At 54.7% G+C, this 16,739-nt stretch carries 14 protein-coding genes and 1 tRNA gene; 12 read left to right on the plus strand and 3 right to left on the minus strand.

Annotated features, from left to right (window positions below; genetic code table 11):
- The first annotated feature begins 4 nt into the window (after positions 1–4).
- The 10 genes from atzF to RGU44_RS14675 all read left to right on the plus strand — a co-directional run bounded on the left by atzF (position 5) and on the right by RGU44_RS14675 (position 12,228).
- Complete coding sequence (gene atzF, locus RGU44_RS14630; protein WP_322217692.1) at positions 5–1,816, plus strand: allophanate hydrolase; 1,812 nt, start codon at positions 5–7, stop codon at positions 1,814–1,816.
- Between the two features lie 169 nt (positions 1,817–1,985).
- Positions 1,986–5,336, plus strand: coding sequence for a dermonecrotic toxin domain-containing protein (locus RGU44_RS14635; RefSeq protein ID WP_322217695.1), 3,351 nt, complete (start codon positions 1,986–1,988; stop codon positions 5,334–5,336).
- Between the two features lie 80 nt (positions 5,337–5,416).
- A complete protein-coding gene (locus tag RGU44_RS14640) occupies positions 5,417–6,904 on the plus strand; it encodes a sensor domain-containing diguanylate cyclase (RefSeq protein ID WP_322217698.1) in 1,488 nt (495 codons plus the stop codon).
- 7 nt (positions 6,905–6,911) lie between these two features.
- The gene (locus RGU44_RS14645; RefSeq protein ID WP_407074624.1) at positions 6,912–7,151 is read left to right on the plus strand and encodes a cysteine-rich CWC family protein; all 240 of its coding nucleotides are present in this window, start codon (positions 6,912–6,914) and stop codon (positions 7,149–7,151) included.
- A 44-nt stretch (positions 7,152–7,195) separates the two neighbouring features.
- On the plus strand, positions 7,196–7,888 hold the full coding sequence (locus tag RGU44_RS14650) for a pseudouridine synthase (protein ID WP_322217700.1): 693 nt from the start codon (positions 7,196–7,198) through the stop codon (positions 7,886–7,888).
- 308 nt (positions 7,889–8,196) lie between these two features.
- Positions 8,197–9,081, plus strand: coding sequence for an alpha/beta hydrolase (locus tag RGU44_RS14655; protein ID WP_322217703.1), 885 nt, complete (start codon positions 8,197–8,199; stop codon positions 9,079–9,081).
- A gap of 194 nt (positions 9,082–9,275) precedes the next feature.
- Positions 9,276–9,345: transfer RNA gene (locus tag RGU44_RS14660), tRNA-Gly, on the plus strand.
- A gap of 79 nt (positions 9,346–9,424) precedes the next feature.
- Positions 9,425–10,372 carry a DUF6538 domain-containing protein gene (locus RGU44_RS14665; protein ID WP_322217705.1) on the plus strand — a complete coding sequence of 316 codons (948 nt, stop codon included), beginning with the start codon at positions 9,425–9,427 and terminating at the stop codon, positions 10,370–10,372.
- A protein-coding gene (locus RGU44_RS14670; protein WP_322215723.1) for an IS3 family transposase occupies positions 10,341–11,503 on the plus strand; the annotation gives its coding sequence in 2 pieces (ribosomal slippage) (positions 10,341–10,596 and positions 10,596–11,503; 1,164 coding nt in all). The genes RGU44_RS14665 and RGU44_RS14670 overlap by 32 nt, the downstream gene beginning before the upstream one ends.
- Positions 11,500–12,228, plus strand: coding sequence for a site-specific integrase (locus RGU44_RS14675; RefSeq protein WP_322217707.1), 729 nt, complete (start codon positions 11,500–11,502; stop codon positions 12,226–12,228). Before RGU44_RS14670 ends, RGU44_RS14675 begins: the two co-directional genes overlap by 4 nt.
- Before the next feature lie 286 nt (positions 12,229–12,514).
- Here RGU44_RS14675 and RGU44_RS14680 read toward each other — a convergent pair whose 3' ends face one another.
- Both RGU44_RS14680 and RGU44_RS14685 read right to left on the minus strand, forming a co-directional pair.
- Positions 12,515–13,132, minus strand: a complete 618-nt coding sequence (locus tag RGU44_RS14680) for a hypothetical protein (protein WP_322217710.1) — start codon at positions 13,130–13,132, stop codon at positions 12,515–12,517.
- 1,031 nt (positions 13,133–14,163) lie between these two features.
- Positions 14,164–14,646: a helix-turn-helix transcriptional regulator gene (locus RGU44_RS14685; RefSeq protein WP_322217830.1), complete on the minus strand. Its 483-nt coding sequence runs from the start codon at positions 14,644–14,646 to the stop codon at positions 14,164–14,166.
- A 177-nt stretch (positions 14,647–14,823) separates the two neighbouring features.
- On the opposite strand from RGU44_RS14685, the gene RGU44_RS14690 reads away from it, so the two are divergent.
- On the plus strand, positions 14,824–15,063 hold the full coding sequence (locus tag RGU44_RS14690) for a hypothetical protein (protein ID WP_322217713.1): 240 nt from the start codon (positions 14,824–14,826) through the stop codon (positions 15,061–15,063).
- Positions 15,064–15,104: 41 nt separating this feature from the next.
- Complete coding sequence (locus RGU44_RS14695; protein WP_322217715.1) at positions 15,105–15,608, plus strand: FxLYD domain-containing protein; 504 nt, start codon at positions 15,105–15,107, stop codon at positions 15,606–15,608.
- A gap of 145 nt (positions 15,609–15,753) precedes the next feature.
- Here the strand turns inward: RGU44_RS14695 and RGU44_RS14700 are convergent, their stop codons facing one another.
- Positions 15,754–16,251, minus strand: coding sequence for a recombinase family protein (locus tag RGU44_RS14700; RefSeq protein ID WP_322217716.1), 498 nt, complete (start codon positions 16,249–16,251; stop codon positions 15,754–15,756).
- Positions 16,252–16,739 lie beyond the last annotated feature (488 nt).

Here is a 16,739-nt window from a genome sequence, read left to right on the forward strand (position 1 = left end):
CGCCATGAGCCATGACCTGCATTCAAGCGACCTGCGCCTCGACAGCGTTCGCGCCGCGTATCAAGACGGTCGCCAGACACCTCGGCAACTGATCCTCGCCCTGCGCGAAAAAGCCGCTGCGTTGAACCCGGACTATCACCTGTTCATCCATCTGCTGAGTGCTACCGAGCTGGAACCCTATCTGGCCGCGCTGGAAAACAGCGACCTCAACGACCTGCCGCTGTATGGCGTGCCGTTCGCGATCAAAGACAACATCGACCTGGCCGGCATCCCCACGACCGCCGCCTGCCCGGCATTCGCCTATACCCCGGAGCGCTCGGCGACCATCGTCGAGCAGTTGATCGGCCTCGGCGCAATTCCGTTGGGCAAAACCAACCTCGACCAGTTTGCCACCGGGCTGAATGGCAGCCGCTCCCCCTATGGGGCCTGCCCGAACAGTGTGCTGGCCGAGTACCCGTCAGGCGGCTCCAGCGCAGGATCATCGTTGGCCGTGGCGCTCGGCGTCGCCAGCTTCGCCCTCGGCACCGACACCGCCGGGTCCGGCCGAGTGCCCGCAGCACTGAACAATCTGGTGGGACTCAAGGCCAGTAAGGGCCTGATCTCCACTGCCGGGGTGGTGCCCGCCTGCCGCACCCTTGATTGCGTGACCACTTTCACCGCCACCGCGCGCGAAGCCAGCCAGTTGCTCGGTCTGGTAGCCCGACTCGATTCGCGTGACGAATACAGCCGCAGCAACCCGCTGTGGAACGACGCCTCTGCGTTCGGTGCGCCCCGCCCGTTTCGTTTCGGCGTACCCCGTGCGCAGGACCTGGCGTTCTTCGGCTGCGAGCAAGGGCCCCTGCTGTTCGGCGATGCCATCGACCGTCTGACCGCGATGGGCGGCGAAGCAGTGACGCTGGACCTGTCACCCTTCCTCGAAGCTGCGCGCCTGCTGTATGACGGCCCATGGGTTGCCGAACGCTACAGCGTTGCGGGCGAACTGATGGAGCACAACCCAGAAGCGGTATTGCCGGTGATCCGCGCAGTACTGTCGAAAGCACCGGCCGTGACCGGCGTGCAAACGTTCCGTGCGCACTACCGCCTGCAAGCGCTCAAAGCCCTGTGCGACAAAGCCCTTGAAGGTCTCGACTGCGTAGTGACGCCCTCCATCGGTCGCCCGGTGACCCTCGCCGAACTGGAGGCTGAACCGGTGCTGCGCAACTCGGAATTGGGTTACTACACCAATTTCATGAACCTGCTGGACTACGCCGCCGTCGCCGTGCCGAGTGCCTTCATGGACAACGGCCTGCCGTGGGGCGTGACCCTGTTCGGTCGGGTCTTCACTGATCACTATCTGCTCAGCCTGGCCGACGCCCTGCAACGCCATACCGGCCTGCCGGTGATCGGCGGCCACGCACCCAACCTGTCAGCACCGACCACTGTCGCCCGCAACGACATGGCACGCTTAGTGGTGTGCGGCGCGCACCTGGATGGCCTGGCGCTGAACTGGCAACTCAAGCAGCGCGGTGGCCGCTTGCTGGAGGTCACCCAAAGCTCGGCGGATTACCAGCTCTACGCATTGGCCGGTGGACCACCGTTTCGGCCCGGCATGCTGCGGGTCGCGCAAGGCGGCGTAGCGATTGCCGTGGAAGTCTGGGAACTGCCAAGCCGCGAACTGGGGTCATTCCTCACCGGCATTCCGGCACCCTTGGGCCTGGGCAAGGTTCAGTTGGCCGACGGACGCTGGGAAAGCGGTTTCATCTGCGAACCTTATGGCCTGGAGGGCGCGACAGATATCAGTCACCTAGGCGGATGGCGCGCCTATTTGAGTGCCTGACCCAACCGTTAAGTAGCCCGACGACGAACGTGGCTGCGCACGTTTCAGTGCGCAGCCACAGCGTCCTGCATACCCCTGTTTACCCGCACCTCGTCGTTACATAGATGTACGACATGAAGAGATCCCTGATGACACAGTGACGCGCCCCTCATCACGTTCAGCCATCCACATGAATGACAACGAAAACTCAGTCCCCCCTGCTCCAGCACGCACTGCACCCGCCCCAACATACAGCCTCGAACACCCCGCACTTACGCACCTGACCGGCAACCACAGTGAACAGAGCGATACCCTACCTTCCTCTGGAGCCTTTGCGCTGTCGCCGTTTTATTACGCAACGCCCGACGATCATCTGGAGGGACTGTCGCAGGAACCGCCACCCGCCACAGCGCTAAACCACAAACAACTCGCCACGCTCAGAAAGAGCCGCGCCGCCAGACTGCTCGCCATGTCGCCCTTGAGTTTGAAAGCCTGGCAGATGGACATGGACTGCCCGGCGGGAGTGCACGCCTATGTCAACGAACAACTGACTCGGCTTTTATTTGAGCAGACCGGTAAGCCCTCCCTGCCGGACCATATTTACATGAACTTCACGACCGATACGCGTCCGGCCGTCTTTGTCGATGGGCAAGAACTTTACACGCGGCGTCTGTCCCTCACCGACGTGGCGGTTACCTCTTTCGATGCAGCCAGTTTTTATGCCCTGATGCAGAGCGCTGAACCTGAGCGCCTGTTTGATGAGGCAACACCTTCGCTGAGCACAACCCTGGTCCTCACGCTGATCGACAAGGCGGACTGGCCTCGACACTACGAGACCCTACTTGCCGTCTTCTGGGCCAGGCATGAACTGACGTATCGCACCCTCGCCAAACTTTCATTTCTCGACACGCTGGGCCGGTACCACACGCGTAAAATGATCAGCCTGGACGGTTATAACCTGACGCTTGAAGCCATGGGACTCGACCGGTTCCCCACCACCGTTGAAACCCTGGAAACATCAGCCAAAGGCGAGCGCACGGTCGTCCGTGTAGTGCTGCTGAATGACCAAATCCTGCCGGGCATCTTTCAGCTGACCTCAAAAAATACATCGCACAGTTTTATTCACATCACCGGTCAAAAACCTGCCGTTTTCGAATACATCAGCGACAACCCTGAGTTAATGAGGCAAAAACTCCTCGACGCGTTGAACACGTCGCCCTGGCTCGCGTCGTATCTGGACGCTGCCGACAAACAAGGGAACTCGCCCTTCACTCTCGATATAAAAACTCTCGATGAGGATATTTTTTCCGCGCTCACCCGCGCCCAGAAAGCGTTTTCATTCGAGCAGCACTCACAACACACCCATACGGACGCCTTGTTCATGCTGGTCGAACGCGGCCTGACCCTGGTGAGCGTTCTTGATCGCTGGGAACTTCAGCCGGATATCGTGAAGCGGATACCCAACCCACTGATGGCCGCCAACCGACTGATGCGCGGCTACCTGAAAAACGACCATCAACTGGATGTGAATCCAGATCATGTTTTCATTCGCTATGTTCGAGGCACATCGACCACCCCATTGGGTAGCGCCCACTCGCCCATCACGTATGTTCAACCCCCCGACGAAACCCCGATCAGCCTGAGCAACGCCCTGTTGAGTAACTACCGGGTCGAGCGGCCGGTGGGTTATATCGATAACGGCGCCCGTACGACGGTTTACACCGACCCCACAGGCAAGGGGCAATGGTCCGAAGGCGCTGCGCTTGAGATATCCCCGGAGGTCATCGAAAGCCACATCAGGAGCATTAACTTTCTTGACCTGATGTCGAAACAACTCAACCGGTTTTGGGAGAAGCAGGGAACTGCTATCGAGCAGTCGTTCAAGACAACCTTTATGGCGCAGGCAGTGATCAGCCTCAAACAGAAACAGTTAACACGCGCTGGATTCGATCTCATCGTCGAAATGCTGGACACGACGTCTACCAGCATCCGCTGCAAAGCGTTGGGTTTTTACCTGAAACCCTCGCTGATAGAAGGCACGCAATGCCAACCCTGTGCCGGTCTGCTGGTATTCACCCACGCCGACACACCCTTGACGGTGCTGTACCAGGCCGGTCAGTCGGTGGCATTTATCGAATTCAGTCGCGACATCGAACTTACCCGTTATATACAAACCGCCGCCAAGGATAAGCAGTGGCAACGCATGCTGTTGAGCTATATACCGGTCAGACTCCACGAGAAGTTTATGTATCTTCTTGATGTTTGGAGCGGTAACAGCATCCCCGACCCGGCTTCCTCCCTGCTTCGGCCCTGGACAGACGTGGTTTACGCCAACGACCTGCATAAAGCCAAAGCCCGAGCCCTCTGCGAGCAGCCCATTACTTCGTCGCCGTTCGTCTTCATGCGCGAGACGCTTGAGCGCAACTATCAAGATGATGCGAATGAACACATCGTGACCTCGAAAGAAGTTTCGCTGCGCTATTGGACGCGTCAGCTCAACCACCTACAGCTGTTGCTGGCGCCCATGTCGCTGCTGCTGACGCCCGTGGCGCTGGCCTCTCTTGCGACTCACGCCGGGTCCATCTACCTGGGCATCGCGACAGCAGCATTACCGGGAAACCGGAACACCGAAAAAACCCAGACAGCGCTCAACGTGCTGTCTTTAGGGCTGTTGCAGCTGGCGCCCTACACCCCCCGATTGCTGCGTTTGTTCAACACATTCAACGTTCTGGGGAAAACAGCCATAGCGGGGGCTAGCGCTACGTCCGCCGCCACAAAAAGCTTCGGCTCCTGGCTTGGCCGATCAATGAATGCCCGTAAAACCCGCCTGGAAACATTTTTCAATACCAACAGCCTGCTCAAGACCTGGAACATTCCCGGTCATAGCACCTTCGGCACCTTACCCGTCAAAGTATGGAAGCTTGGTCGAAAATTCCTGCTCTGGACCTCGGACAAGGCTCAAGCCAGAACCCTGGTTGTAAGTACACACGGGCATTACTTGCCGTGGACTAACACTGCACGGATCCCCAATGGCACCGAACTTAGAACCTACGCACCCCATGGTTATGAGCTGGTCGACCCAACGCTTCACCGAGTCGTGAGCCAGAGGGTCAAACCGTTTTCTATTTTAAATAACGCAAACAACAGCCTCGCGCGTCCTCCAGGCCCGCTGCCGCCGTATGCCATCACCGATAAGGTGCTGGCCGGAACATCCCTTCCGGGCAATATCAAGAATTATTCGCTGATGAAATTCCAGAGTACTCGCGGCGAGACGTATCAAGAAATCAGTCACGTGGTGCGTCATTCGAACCTGTCGCCTTTAAACGGTCTTCCCGCTACGCCCATGGACGTACTGACTGTCAGAAATCGCCTCGGCATGACTTATCCGAACCTGCAGGATCTTTTCAAATCATTGTCTGAACAGGGTATCCACTACGACAAAATTTTATTGGTGCACTGCCGTTGTTCTGCCATCAACTCTTTGATAGGCCGCTCACCCGCGTATATAGCACCGACCGCGAACATGCCGATTACACCGTGAACCTGAATCGGCCATAGCGCAGAACAGTAGCAACACGCTAGCATGCGACCTCTATTGATCTTCTCCTCACCGGACTCGTCATGCCACTTCGCTCTCCACTCAATTCCCAGCGTTCGTTGATCCTGACGTTGGTGGTCCTGCTGGGGAGCGGTTTTCTGGCGACATCTCTGCTCAGTTATTACGCCTCGCGGGCGTCGATTCGCGACAGCATCGTCAACACCGAACTGCCGTTGACCTCGGACACGGTGTATTCGGAGATCCAGAAAGACCTGGTCCGGCCGATCCTGATCTCATCAATGATGGCTCGTGACACCTTCATGCGTGACTGGGTGGTGGCTGGCGAGCACGACCCGGAACAAATGACCCGTTACCTCAACGAAGTCATGAGTCACTACAGTGCCTATACGGCCTTTTTTGTCTCCAATACCAGCCTCAAGTATTACCAGGCCAAAGGCGTCTTAAAGAAAATCGACGCCAATGAGCCACGCGACATCTGGTACTACCGGGTACGCGACATGGCTGCGCCCTACGAAATCAACGTCGATCCAGACATGGCCAACAAGGACAACCTGACCTTCTTCATCAACTACAAGGTGTTCGATTACAAAGACAACTTCATCGGCGCCACGGGTGTGGGCCTGACCGTGGATGCGGTGATCAAGCTAATCGATCGTTATCAGCAGCGGTATCAACGGAGCGTGTATTTCGTCGACGCCTTCGGCCGGATTGTGCTCACGGGCGCTCAAGGTGGACCACTGGGAGCCGTCATCGGCCAGTCCCTCAAGGACATGCCGGGCCTGAACGACTTGCACGACAAACTGCCGAGGCCACAGACCGGCAGTTTCGAATACCAGACGCAAGGCCAGAACCATTTTCTCAACGTGCGCTTCATCCCAGAACTGAACTGGTACCTGTTCGTCGACAAACAGGAAGACGGCGCCCTCACCGATATCCGCCAGTCGCTGTACCTGAACCTGTTCATCTGCCTGGTGGTGACACTGGTGGTCATGTTCTTGCTGCACCGGGCCATCGGCCGCTATCAGCGTAAGATCGAAGCCCAGGCCACCCTCGACAGCCTCACGGGCCTGCCCAATCGCCGCGGCTTCGATTTGATGGCGCTCAAGGCCATGCAGGAAGCGCAACGCGAGCCCAAGCCCTTGGCGGCGCTACTGATCGACATCGACCATTTCAAGCGTCTCAATGACGACCATGGCCATCTGGCGGGCGATGAAGTGCTCGTAGGCTTCGCTCAGGACCTGCAAAGCTGCCTGCGTCAGTCGGATATCATTTGTCGCTGGGGCGGCGAAGAGTTCATCATCCTGCTCAAGGACACCAACAGCGCCAGCGCTCAGCAAGTCGCGGAAAAAATCCGTCTGCTGGCAGAGCAGCACTCCTACACCTTTTCCGCCACGTCGTTGCAGATCACCGTCAGCGTTGGCCTGACTGAACTGCAGCCTGACGACACCCTGCACAGCCTGATTGCCCGCGCCGACCACGCGTTGTATCGCGCCAAACACACTGGGCGCAATCGGGTGTGCATGGAGAGGGCCCGGTCTCAGTTTGAATAGGCGCGCCATGCACAGCCAGACGATGGAAAAAAGCTCAATCGATCCTGACCGCTGCCCGGTCTGCGGCGCCAGCAACCGCTGCACCCTCGCCGACCCACGTACGGCGACGCAACCCTGCTGGTGCTTTTCAGTCAGTATCGACCCGACGGTACTCCAAGCGCTGCCGCTGGAAGTGCGCAATGCTGCCTGCCTGTGCCCGCGTTGCGCGCAGATCGAAACCGACGTTCAGTCGAAGCCCAACAACTAGATCGCGTACCATGCCCGCCCCTTTCCCGGTCGTCTGTCACTGCCATGCGTCTTGATCGATTCCTCAGCAACCTGCCGCGCTTCAGCCGCAAAGATGTGCGATTTGCGTTGGTGGCCAAGCGCATCAAGGTCGACGGTCAGACCGTCAGCGACCCCCTTCACGAGGTGCGTGAGTTCACCCGTGTGGAATGCGACGACGACGTATTGCAAGCCGGCAAACCGGCACGCTATTTCATGCTGCACAAACCACCGGGCTGCGTCAGCGCGACGCTCGACCCACAGCATCCAACGGTGCTCGACTTGCTGGATGAGCCGGACAAAGAAGACCTGCACATCGCCGGTCGACTTGATTTCAACACCACGGGCCTGATGCTGATCACCAATGACGGTGTGTGGTCGCGACGATTGACCCAGCCGCAGACCAAGCTGGCAAAAATTTACTACGTAGAAACCGAGCAAACGATCAGCGACGACTACGTACAAAAATTCGCTGAAGGGTTTTATTTCGCGTTTGAAGACCTCACCACTCAGCCCGCCGAACTGACCCTGTTGGGGCCTCACTGCGCGCGGCTGAGCATCGTCGAGGGCCGCTACCATCAGGTCAAACGCATGTTCGGCCACTTCAACAATAAAGTCCTGCGCCTGCATCGCGAGCGCATGGGCCCCCTGCAACTGGACGCCGATTTGGCGCCTGGGCAATACCGCGCCTTGAGCACCGAAGAAATCCTCGCGATCTGATCAAACCGACCACTCAGCAGAAGTTGTCCAACAATTTACCAATGGCACTTGCGGGTTGTCCCCGAGCCTGCTTGAATCCAATCATCAGTCTCCATGTGACTGATTGGTCACCCACTCATTCTAAGAAACTTTTTGCCGTCTCGAGAACCTCAGGTTCCGTGCCGACAAACCGCCCGCCAATAACAATACCTGTCGAACAGATCGTTTCGGATCGACATGGGCCCCCCTTTCCAGGCGCATGCCTACCTGTCACGAAACTCGTGCAACCTCTTTTGCGCGCATACCTGTTTTCGCCAGGAGTCTATGTTATGAGGCCAGAAATCGCTGTGCTTGATATACAAGGTCAGTTCCGGGTTTACACGGAGTTCTACCGCGCAGATGCCGCAGAAAAGACCATTATTCTGGTCAACGGCTCGATGGCCACTACTGCGTCCTTTGCTCAGACTGTTCGCAACCTGCACCCGCAATTCAACGTGGTGCTGTACGACCAACCCTACGCGGGCAAATCCAAAGCGCACAACCTGCACCGGCAGCCGCTGACCAAAGAGCTCGAAGGTCAGATCCTGCTTGAGCTGATCGACCACTTCGCCGCCGAACATGTGCTGTCCTTTTCCTGGGGCGGCGCAGCAACCTTGATTGCCTTGGCGCAGAAACCACGACGTATTGAAAAAGCTGTCATCAGCTCGTTCTCACCCGTGGTCAACGAACACATGCGCGACTACCTCGAACGCGGCGTCAAGCACCTCGGTGCGTTTGATCGCCACGAGGTCGGCTATCTGGTGAACAACACCATCGGTAAACACTTGCCGTCGTTGTTCAAGCGCTTCAACTACCGGCATGTCAGCAGCCTGGATATCCATGAATACGTGCAAATGCACTTTCATATCAGCCAAGTACTGACCATTGATCAACTGTGCTACCTCGACGCTGCGAAAAAAATCGACGTGCCCGTGTTGTTCCTCAACGGCGAGTGGGACGAATACACCGCAGCAGACGACGCGCAGCTCTTCGGCGACCACGTGCGCCATAGCGAGTTCTGCACCCTCCGGGCCACCGGCCACTTTCTGGACATGGAACACAAAGCCGCCTGCCGCGACTCGCAAGAGGCCTTGTTGAGTTTCCTCAAGCCCGCACCCGTTGCAAAACGGCCACGCTACACCCAGGTACAGAGCCACCATGCATTTGCACTGTGAACTGAAATCACTCGCCCCTGTAGGTCGCTATCGAGCGCAGTCTTCGGCAGCGCTTACAGGGAATGCGTGTTTCACGTGACGACGTAATCTGTCACGCAGCAGGTTTACCCGAAAAAAACGCCAGAAAAACCCACTTGGAAAAAATAGCGCTTCAGTTCAGCGCCGACATCTGGTACAAAGTCAGCCGCTCAAAGCGGGTGTCGTATAATGGTATTACTCCAGCTTCCCAAGCTGATCACGCGGGTTCGATTCCCGCCGTCTGAGTATCCAGCACCCTAAAGTCCTTATTTTTCAAGGTCTTGCGACTCAGCAGCGTAGCCTCTCCTTCGAAGAGGTTCTACGAATGTCCCAACTTAGCTATCTCTACCGACGTCCCGGTGGAATTTATGCTGTCAGAATTTGTGTCCCTGTGCGCTTCCAGCTTCGTCTCGGCAAGCGCGAAATACATGTTTCCACGAAAGTTCGTGAAGTGGCTGTGGCAAAGGGCACTGCATACCCGATTATCTCTTACTGGAAACGTCTTTTTCTCGAATGGGACGGCATAGCCATACCGACCGGCTTGTCTCCGTCTACTGCCGCGCCCCCGATACATGAACTTCAGTTTCAGCGTCTGCCTAACCACGAAGCCTCCGCAGTCAACGGGCAATCGTCCTTGACCTGCTCCGAGTTATTAGTGCTCTTCATCGACGCAAAGAAGGGTCAATGGGCCGAGGATCAACAGCGGAAAATGAAGACAATGTGCGGAATGTTCACAGAGCTAATGGGTGATCAACTCGTTGAATCTGTCAGCCGGCAGATGCTTCGCGCTTACCAACAAAAACTCTCGCAGCTTCCACGAAACATCTATCTAACACGACGTAAATTCTCAGTTACTTCTGTCACCGAACTTAAGCAACTGACCGTAAAACATAAGCTCGACACCATGACTTTGGTGACCTGTAACAACTACATGCAAAAACTTGGCGAAATGTTTGGATGGGCCGTCCGGGAAGACTACCTCACAAAGAATCCAACGCTAAACCTAACGCAGACAAAACCAAAACAACGCGATCAAGATGCTCGCGACATATTCGACTCCACTGATCTATCGCGCATCTTCAGCGCCTCATGGTTTGACAACGGCGGAAACTACCCCGTCTCCAGCCAAAACAAGCATTTCCGCCCTTACCACTATTGGTTGCCCTTGCTCGGCCTGTGTAGTGGTCTAATGAAACCGGACACCCATTTAGGCGAGAATGCTCGCCAGATCGAGGTGTCAGATGACCAAACAACGCCGCTCCTTTACTGCTGAATTCAAACGCGAGGCTGCTGACCTCGTGCTCAAGCAAAACTACAGCTACATCGAAGCCAGCCGCTCACTCGGCATTGGTGAGTCAGCGCTGCGCCGCTGGGTTGACCAGGTTCAGAAAGAGCACCAAGGCGTCACTCCGCAGAGCAAGGCGCTGACCCCAGAGCAGCAGAAAATTCAGGAACTGGAAGCCCGGATCGCTCGGCTTGAGCGAGAAAAATCCATACTAAAAAAGGCTACCGCGCTCTTGATGTCGGAAGATCACGAGCGTTTGCGCTGATTGATCAGTTGAGTGCCCATGAGCCGGTTGATTGGCTGTGTAAGGTGTTTGAAGTCACCCGCTCGTGCTACTACGCCCAGCGCCTGCGGCGCCGCACTCCCGATGTTGAACGGCTTCGGTTGCGTAGCCGGGTCAGTGAGCTGTTCTCGCAAAGTCGCAGCGCTGCGGGCAGTCGCAGCATCCTGTCACTGATGCGTGAAGATGGTGAGCAACTCGGTCGATTCAAAGTGCGCAGTTTGATGCGCGAGCTTGATTTAGTCAGTAAACAACCCGGCTCACATGCCTATAAACGAGCGACAGTAGAAAGACTCGATATCCCGAATACCTTGAACCGTGAGTTTGATGTGCCAGCTCCTAATCAGGTCTGGTGCGGTGACATCACCTATATTTGGGCACAAGGAAAGTGGCACTACTTGGCTGTCGTTCTGGATCTCTGCACGCGCCGGATAGTGGGCTGGGCACTGTCGGAAAAGCCGGACGCCGAACTCGTGATCCGGGCCCTGGATATGGCCTACGAGCAGCGTGGCAGGCCTTCGGATCTGCTGTTCCACACCGACCAAGGGTCGCAATATGCAAGCCGCTTATTTCGCCAGCGGTTGTGGCGATACCGCATACGTCAGAGCATGAGTCGCCGGGGAAATTGCTGGGACAATGCGCCGATGGAGCGGGTGTTCCGGAGTTTGAAAACTGAATGGATACCGACCTTAGGCTATAGAACTGCGCAGGAAGCACAGCGCGATATCAGCCATTTTTTGATGTATCGGTACAACTGGATTCGGCCGCATCAGTTCAACGGTGGGCTGGCGCCAGCTCAGGCCGAGGAAAAACTTAACGTCGTGTCCGGGATTAGTTGACCACTACACTGTATTCTGGAGCCCGACTCAACGAGATTTGCCAACTCAATTTAGAAGACATACGCGAAGGCAGCGACGGAACTTGGTTAATCTACATAAACGACTCTCAAACAGTGCTCATCGATCCGAACGAATCGCCCATAACGAGAAAAAAGCTGAAAACCACGAATGCCAATAGAGTGATCGGAGTGCATCATCACCTGATAAAGCTGGGATTCATTACCTACAAAAAACACTTGGAAGCGCTGGGTTACAGTCGCCTTTTTCCTGAGTTGAATTTTGACGATAAAAAAGGTTTCGGAAAAGCAGCCGGAAAATGGTTTAACGACCGCTATCTTGGGGACACACTCAAAATGCCCCGTGATGGCCGAAAGTGTTTCCATTCCTTTCGTCATATGTTCATCAGCGAGCTTTTTAAGTCGGAAATCCCTGAAGCGTTTATTGCTCAGCTGGCGGGCCACGAGCGAGGGGAGACGATTTCTGCAAAGCGGTATCGGAAGGACGCAGCAGATGCGCAGCTCGCCGGCTACGTCGACAGATTGTCTTTTGAATTACCAGTGATTCAGCCTTTTGCCTACGATGCCGCCCCCGGTTATATCCGGACAGCGTTGCGCCGACGAATGAGTAGTAGGAAGAGCAATCACAGCTCACTTCCGGAGCCCTCAGAAGCTCGCCCACTCAACGCAAACCATAAAAATACAACATCCCTATGGGCCGAAAGCTAAGCCCCCTCAGACGAGCTTGCAGCTCTAAACAAGACTTTCATATCATTTCTCTTCAATGGGCTTTAGATGTTGGGCGGCAAAGCCGCCCGCTAGCGCAGCGGGCTAAAAGCTTTTTAGTTAAGGTAGCTATCAGGTTATAAGGCTATGCGCGACCCAAGAGCCGGAAAGAGTAGACACTACAGGGGCTTCAGGGCAAAAACACTACCCCACAATCCACCCACCGGCTCTACCTTCCAACCTACCCCTTGTTGAGCCTCTGCTGGATTTGGCATTACTTGACCAACCGTTAACGTCTTGCAGCTCTTAGCAGGGCAGTTTTAAGCTTGCTATTCAACCCCTTCCGGTCCATCAAAGCACCGGTCATGAGTTCATATACCTTGCAAAGAGACGTTTGCGTTTCATCTGCAACCTTCGCCGCCATCCACACCGTAACCCAGCTTTCTATACAGGTGGCGAATCGTGGTTGTGAAATTATTGAGTCTTCCATATTCAAACGGGCTTGCCGAGCGCCGATAACTTTGACATGGCCTCCCCTAACGTCGCCAGACTCAATCACCCTCCACCGATTTCTTATTTTCTCCGACTGCAAACACGCCAACTGCCACTGAGTGGCATCAGAAATATTTAGAGCGTTAATTTTTGTTCCCCCGTGCCATGTCTCGGAGCAAAACCGGCCAGCCAGCGCAAGAAATATCTCTTCATCAGAAAATAGCTTCTCATAGATCTTTGAAGAAACGACTGCTTCATGCCCCCGACAAAACAACCAATGAAGGTCCACAAACTGTCTGTCCCTGCCCATCAAGACTTCACCATGATTGGTTGGGGCAAACGGTGGCGACGGCAGCGGACGGTAACGCGGTGCGATTTTTCGATCTAGATTGAGCAGAAAGCTCAGTTGCAGCATTTGTTGGCGCTTTGACTCATAGCTCTTCGGATCAGCACGCAGCCTTTTGAAAAGTCGATGTAACTCATTTCTATTCTCTGGGCGGCTCGCATGGGCGAAACCAGCAGACCGCAGAAGAGTGTCAAGGACTTGGCTAGCTGATAGTGAGCCGGTTGCAGGGAGTAGGCTGGGTGGATGACTACCACCGGAAAACGGGGAAGAGCTGGGCGTCATGAATCAATCCTCAAAGATTTCGGAGGATCAGAAATATAATCACGTGAGATAGGCTAGACAATAGCTGAGCTTGGCTAGTTTTTTGAAATTTTTTATTTTTAAATCATACACTTAATGAATTTATCTTCAGTTTACTAAAAAATAGTTGAATGACAGAACTACTTTGAAGCGCAAAATCTTCTCGTTATGGTCACCCCACCTCACCTTTCGCAGAACCGCGCCATCAGATTTATGACCTCCTAGGAACGAATCAAAGAACCCTAAGCATAGAGTTCGTCTTTCGGCAGCCCGGCGCTCGCTTCCTTACCCTGGCGCACAACCATTGAGGCTAATCGGTCAACCGAGTTCTACTTGACGGGCATCGTCTCTCTCACCACATTGTTGGGCGCTCGAGGAGTGACCGGTTGGATTCGAGCCGGCAAGGATTATCACGACAGTCCGCGGGCGCCCAGAAGCCTCCCTGCATAACAGCGAGTCACGGCTAAACAAAGGTGGGCATGCACGCTGCTACAGCCCGTCATTAAGCGGGCTTGAAGGTCACCGGTAGAGTAGGGCTCAGCTCGCAGGGATCGTCCCGCCAGCGAGCTCAGGCGAGGTCGCAGGTTGCGGCAGAATTCTGGAAATAAATGAGGGGTGGCGTGCAAGGTTTTGGTAGCTGGGTCGAGCTAACGCTAGACCGGCTGTAGCCCTTATTGCACGGGGCATGCGGGGAACTGAGTGAAACGTAACGCACACTTACGCAGCTGCAACGCACACAAAAAACGGCTATTTGAAAACTTACACATGCTAGTTAAATCTAGACAGAGCTGGTCCGGCTGCTATTTGTGTTTAGGTGCGGGCGCCCAGCGCACTGCCGACACTATTCCAAGATTCCCTGCGTCGTTTGGTCGACGCCATTTGGCAACTGGCATTCTCTCAAGATACGCCAGCGCTTCCTCAAATGAGCCAAGACGAATCTCTGCGCCCTTGTCTCCTACACGGAACGTGCCGTCTCTCGGGCTCGCTAACCCCCGGTGGAAAAACGACCCATCTGATGCGTATGGCACGAGCTCTGAGGGTTCGCCTGAGCTTGCTGGCGGGACGATCTCGAAGAACGCTCGCGGATCTACGTCTAGAGCGCCGGCGAGCTTCTCAATGGCGTCTAATGATGGATTAGCTACGCCTCGTTCGAGACGACTGAGGTAACTCCGGGCGACCGCCGCATGATCTGCAAACGCCTCCTGGCTGAACCCGCCCGCGAGCCGAAGCTGTCTGAATCGTTGGCCGAATCGTTGTCGTAATGAAATTCTCATGCATGGCATTTGGCTGGTATGAGACACTCAGGGCCACGCTCGATTCGTGACATTTCAAACCTATAACGCGTAAGGCTGCCGGCAGCATGCCCAAGGTGATCAGTCGCTACTAGGTAAGGTAAACAATAAAGGACCTAGATGGTTCTTCGCGGATGTTTAAGTTTTTAACTTATGAAGGGGAAAGTAATGAAGAAACTGCTTGTTAGACTTGTAGCTATTTTGTCGTTAACCGGCTGCGCAACGCCACCACCAAAGGTTTGGTATAAAGAAGGTGCAACAGAGGAACAATTTAGACGGGATCGAATGGGTTGCCAACAATATGGTATGCAATCTGCGGCGGCAAATGGATTGAATGGAAATATATTTGTTGAAAAGTTCATAAGTGATGCAGCCAACGAATGCTTGATTGAATTGGGTTATCAATAAACGTTCATTCATAATAAAAATTACTTAAGGAAAAGAATACTATGGCAATTATAAAATGTTCCGAATGCGGTAAGGAAATAAGTAATAAAGCGAAGTCTTGCCCTAGCTGCGGCATTGAAGTAAAAAAGAAAGTTACTCTGTTTCAAGCGATTGGTGTGATTTTTTTGGGAGTTTCTGTTGTAAGCGTGGTTGTATCAAATACGGATACTTCTGCCCCCGGCCTAGCCCGCTCCATAGCGAGCTCTACGCCATCAACGACACTTGTAAACTCTAGCTACTCGTCGGAGCTCACCGCTAGCAATGAGAAATTTAAGAGAGGGCAATACGGCGTCTTGACTTACACCGGAGAGATTATTAATACCACGGGTAGGAAGTTATCGTATGTCCAAGTGGAGATTAACCTCTACGATAAAAACAAGGGGCAGATTGGGAGCACCTTAGCGAACGTCAACAACCTTGAGCCGGGTGTTACTTGGTCGTTTGAGGCGCCCATAATCGAGGAGCGCACAAAAACAGCAAGGGTTGCTGGCATTACGTTTTTCTAAGGTCGTTTGCCATTGAACTGGGAGGCACTTCAAACTAGGCGTTTCCCGGATGCATCATTTATACAGCGCTACTCACGTTGAGCTGTTACGGATAGCGCTGATTGTAGCCCTTGAAACCTTGTAGGCTCGCGCTAGAGCGCTGATGCTAGCGCCCTCTGACACTGGCTGCCAAAATCTCAGCTCGTTGCGCCTGCGCGATCTTAGGCGGTCTACCGAGCTTCTTTCCTTCTGCTTTGGCACGAGCAAGTCCGGCCTGTGTCCTTTCAATCAGCAAGTCCCTTTCCATTTCCGCCACAGCCGCCAGCATCGACAACAAAAGCTTGCCAGCCGGTGAGGTTAGGTCGGTTGAACCGAGCTGGTGGACGATTACCTTGATGTCTCTCTTCCCAAGGTCCCGAACCGTCTGAAGCACATCGATAGCATCCCGACCCAGTCGGTCGAGTTTGGAAACCAACAAGGTTTCACCGTCACGAATCTTGGTCAGCAACTCCTTGAACGCTGGGCGCTGCGCAGATGCTGATTTGCCGCTGATGATGTCTGCGAACCAATAGTCGATTGCCCATCCTGCATTAGCGAGCTCCAGCCGCTGATTTTCCGTTTCCTGAAGGGAAGTTGATACGCGTCCGTATGCGAAGGTGGCCATCTGCTATTTTCTCCTGTAGGAATACGGTGTCGAAAATAGGATGGCCTGTCAGAAAAGCCAAGGCTATTTTCCTGACAGTTCGCCAAACTGCTTTTGAGGGCTGCCAGAAAACGGTCGTTTCCTATCAGGTCTCTTTAAGAGGTGCGTTGCAGCCTTGAGCATGCGCTTGGGCGAAGATGGTAGTCATAACGACGCTTACGAGGGGCCGTATGAGCGAGGTAACGTTGGAAATGTTAAACGAGAATGATTAATGCACGGCAACCCCAATAACGTGCCCGTGGCATAATGTTTTCAGAATTTGCGGGTGAGTAGCCACTAAATGTGGAACGCGGGCTTGTTGTCAACGATCTTTTTTGAGATAACGCGCCTAAGAACTTGCACAGCATTTTTACCCTGCCGTGAGATTTCAAGCCGGAGGAATTATGGCACACCATCTTTCAAAAGAACGTGCACGCTGGCAAGACAAGAATCAGGCCAAAGTCAGGCAT

The organism is Pseudomonas sp. 5C2 (assembly GCF_034314155.1).
Taxonomy (GTDB): domain Bacteria; phylum Pseudomonadota; class Gammaproteobacteria; order Pseudomonadales; family Pseudomonadaceae; genus Aquipseudomonas.

Bases quoted from the DNA above. Each gene is read 5' to 3' on its own strand.
- atzF (WP_322217692.1), top strand. From the start codon at position 5: ATGAGCCATGACCTGCATTCAAGCGACCTGCGCCTCGACAGCGTTCGC.
- RGU44_RS14635 (WP_322217695.1), top strand. From the start codon at position 1,986: ATGAATGACAACGAAAACTCAGTCCCCCCTGCTCCAGCACGCACTGCA.
- RGU44_RS14640 (WP_322217698.1), top strand. From the start codon at position 5,417: ATGCCACTTCGCTCTCCACTCAATTCCCAGCGTTCGTTGATCCTGACG.
- RGU44_RS14645 (WP_407074624.1), top strand. From the start codon at position 6,912: ATGCACAGCCAGACGATGGAAAAAAGCTCAATCGATCCTGACCGCTGC.
- RGU44_RS14650 (WP_322217700.1), top strand. From the start codon at position 7,196: ATGCGTCTTGATCGATTCCTCAGCAACCTGCCGCGCTTCAGCCGCAAA.
- RGU44_RS14655 (WP_322217703.1), top strand. From the start codon at position 8,197: ATGAGGCCAGAAATCGCTGTGCTTGATATACAAGGTCAGTTCCGGGTT.
- RGU44_RS14665 (WP_322217705.1), top strand. From the start codon at position 9,425: ATGTCCCAACTTAGCTATCTCTACCGACGTCCCGGTGGAATTTATGCT.
- RGU44_RS14680 (WP_322217710.1), bottom strand. From the start codon at position 13,132: ATGCTGCAACTGAGCTTTCTGCTCAATCTAGATCGAAAAATCGCACCG.
- RGU44_RS14685 (WP_322217830.1), bottom strand. From the start codon at position 14,646: ATGCCATGCATGAGAATTTCATTACGACAACGATTCGGCCAACGATTC.
- RGU44_RS14690 (WP_322217713.1), top strand. From the start codon at position 14,824: ATGAAGAAACTGCTTGTTAGACTTGTAGCTATTTTGTCGTTAACCGGC.
- RGU44_RS14695 (WP_322217715.1), top strand. From the start codon at position 15,105: ATGGCAATTATAAAATGTTCCGAATGCGGTAAGGAAATAAGTAATAAA.
- RGU44_RS14700 (WP_322217716.1), bottom strand. From the start codon at position 16,251: ATGGCCACCTTCGCATACGGACGCGTATCAACTTCCCTTCAGGAAACG.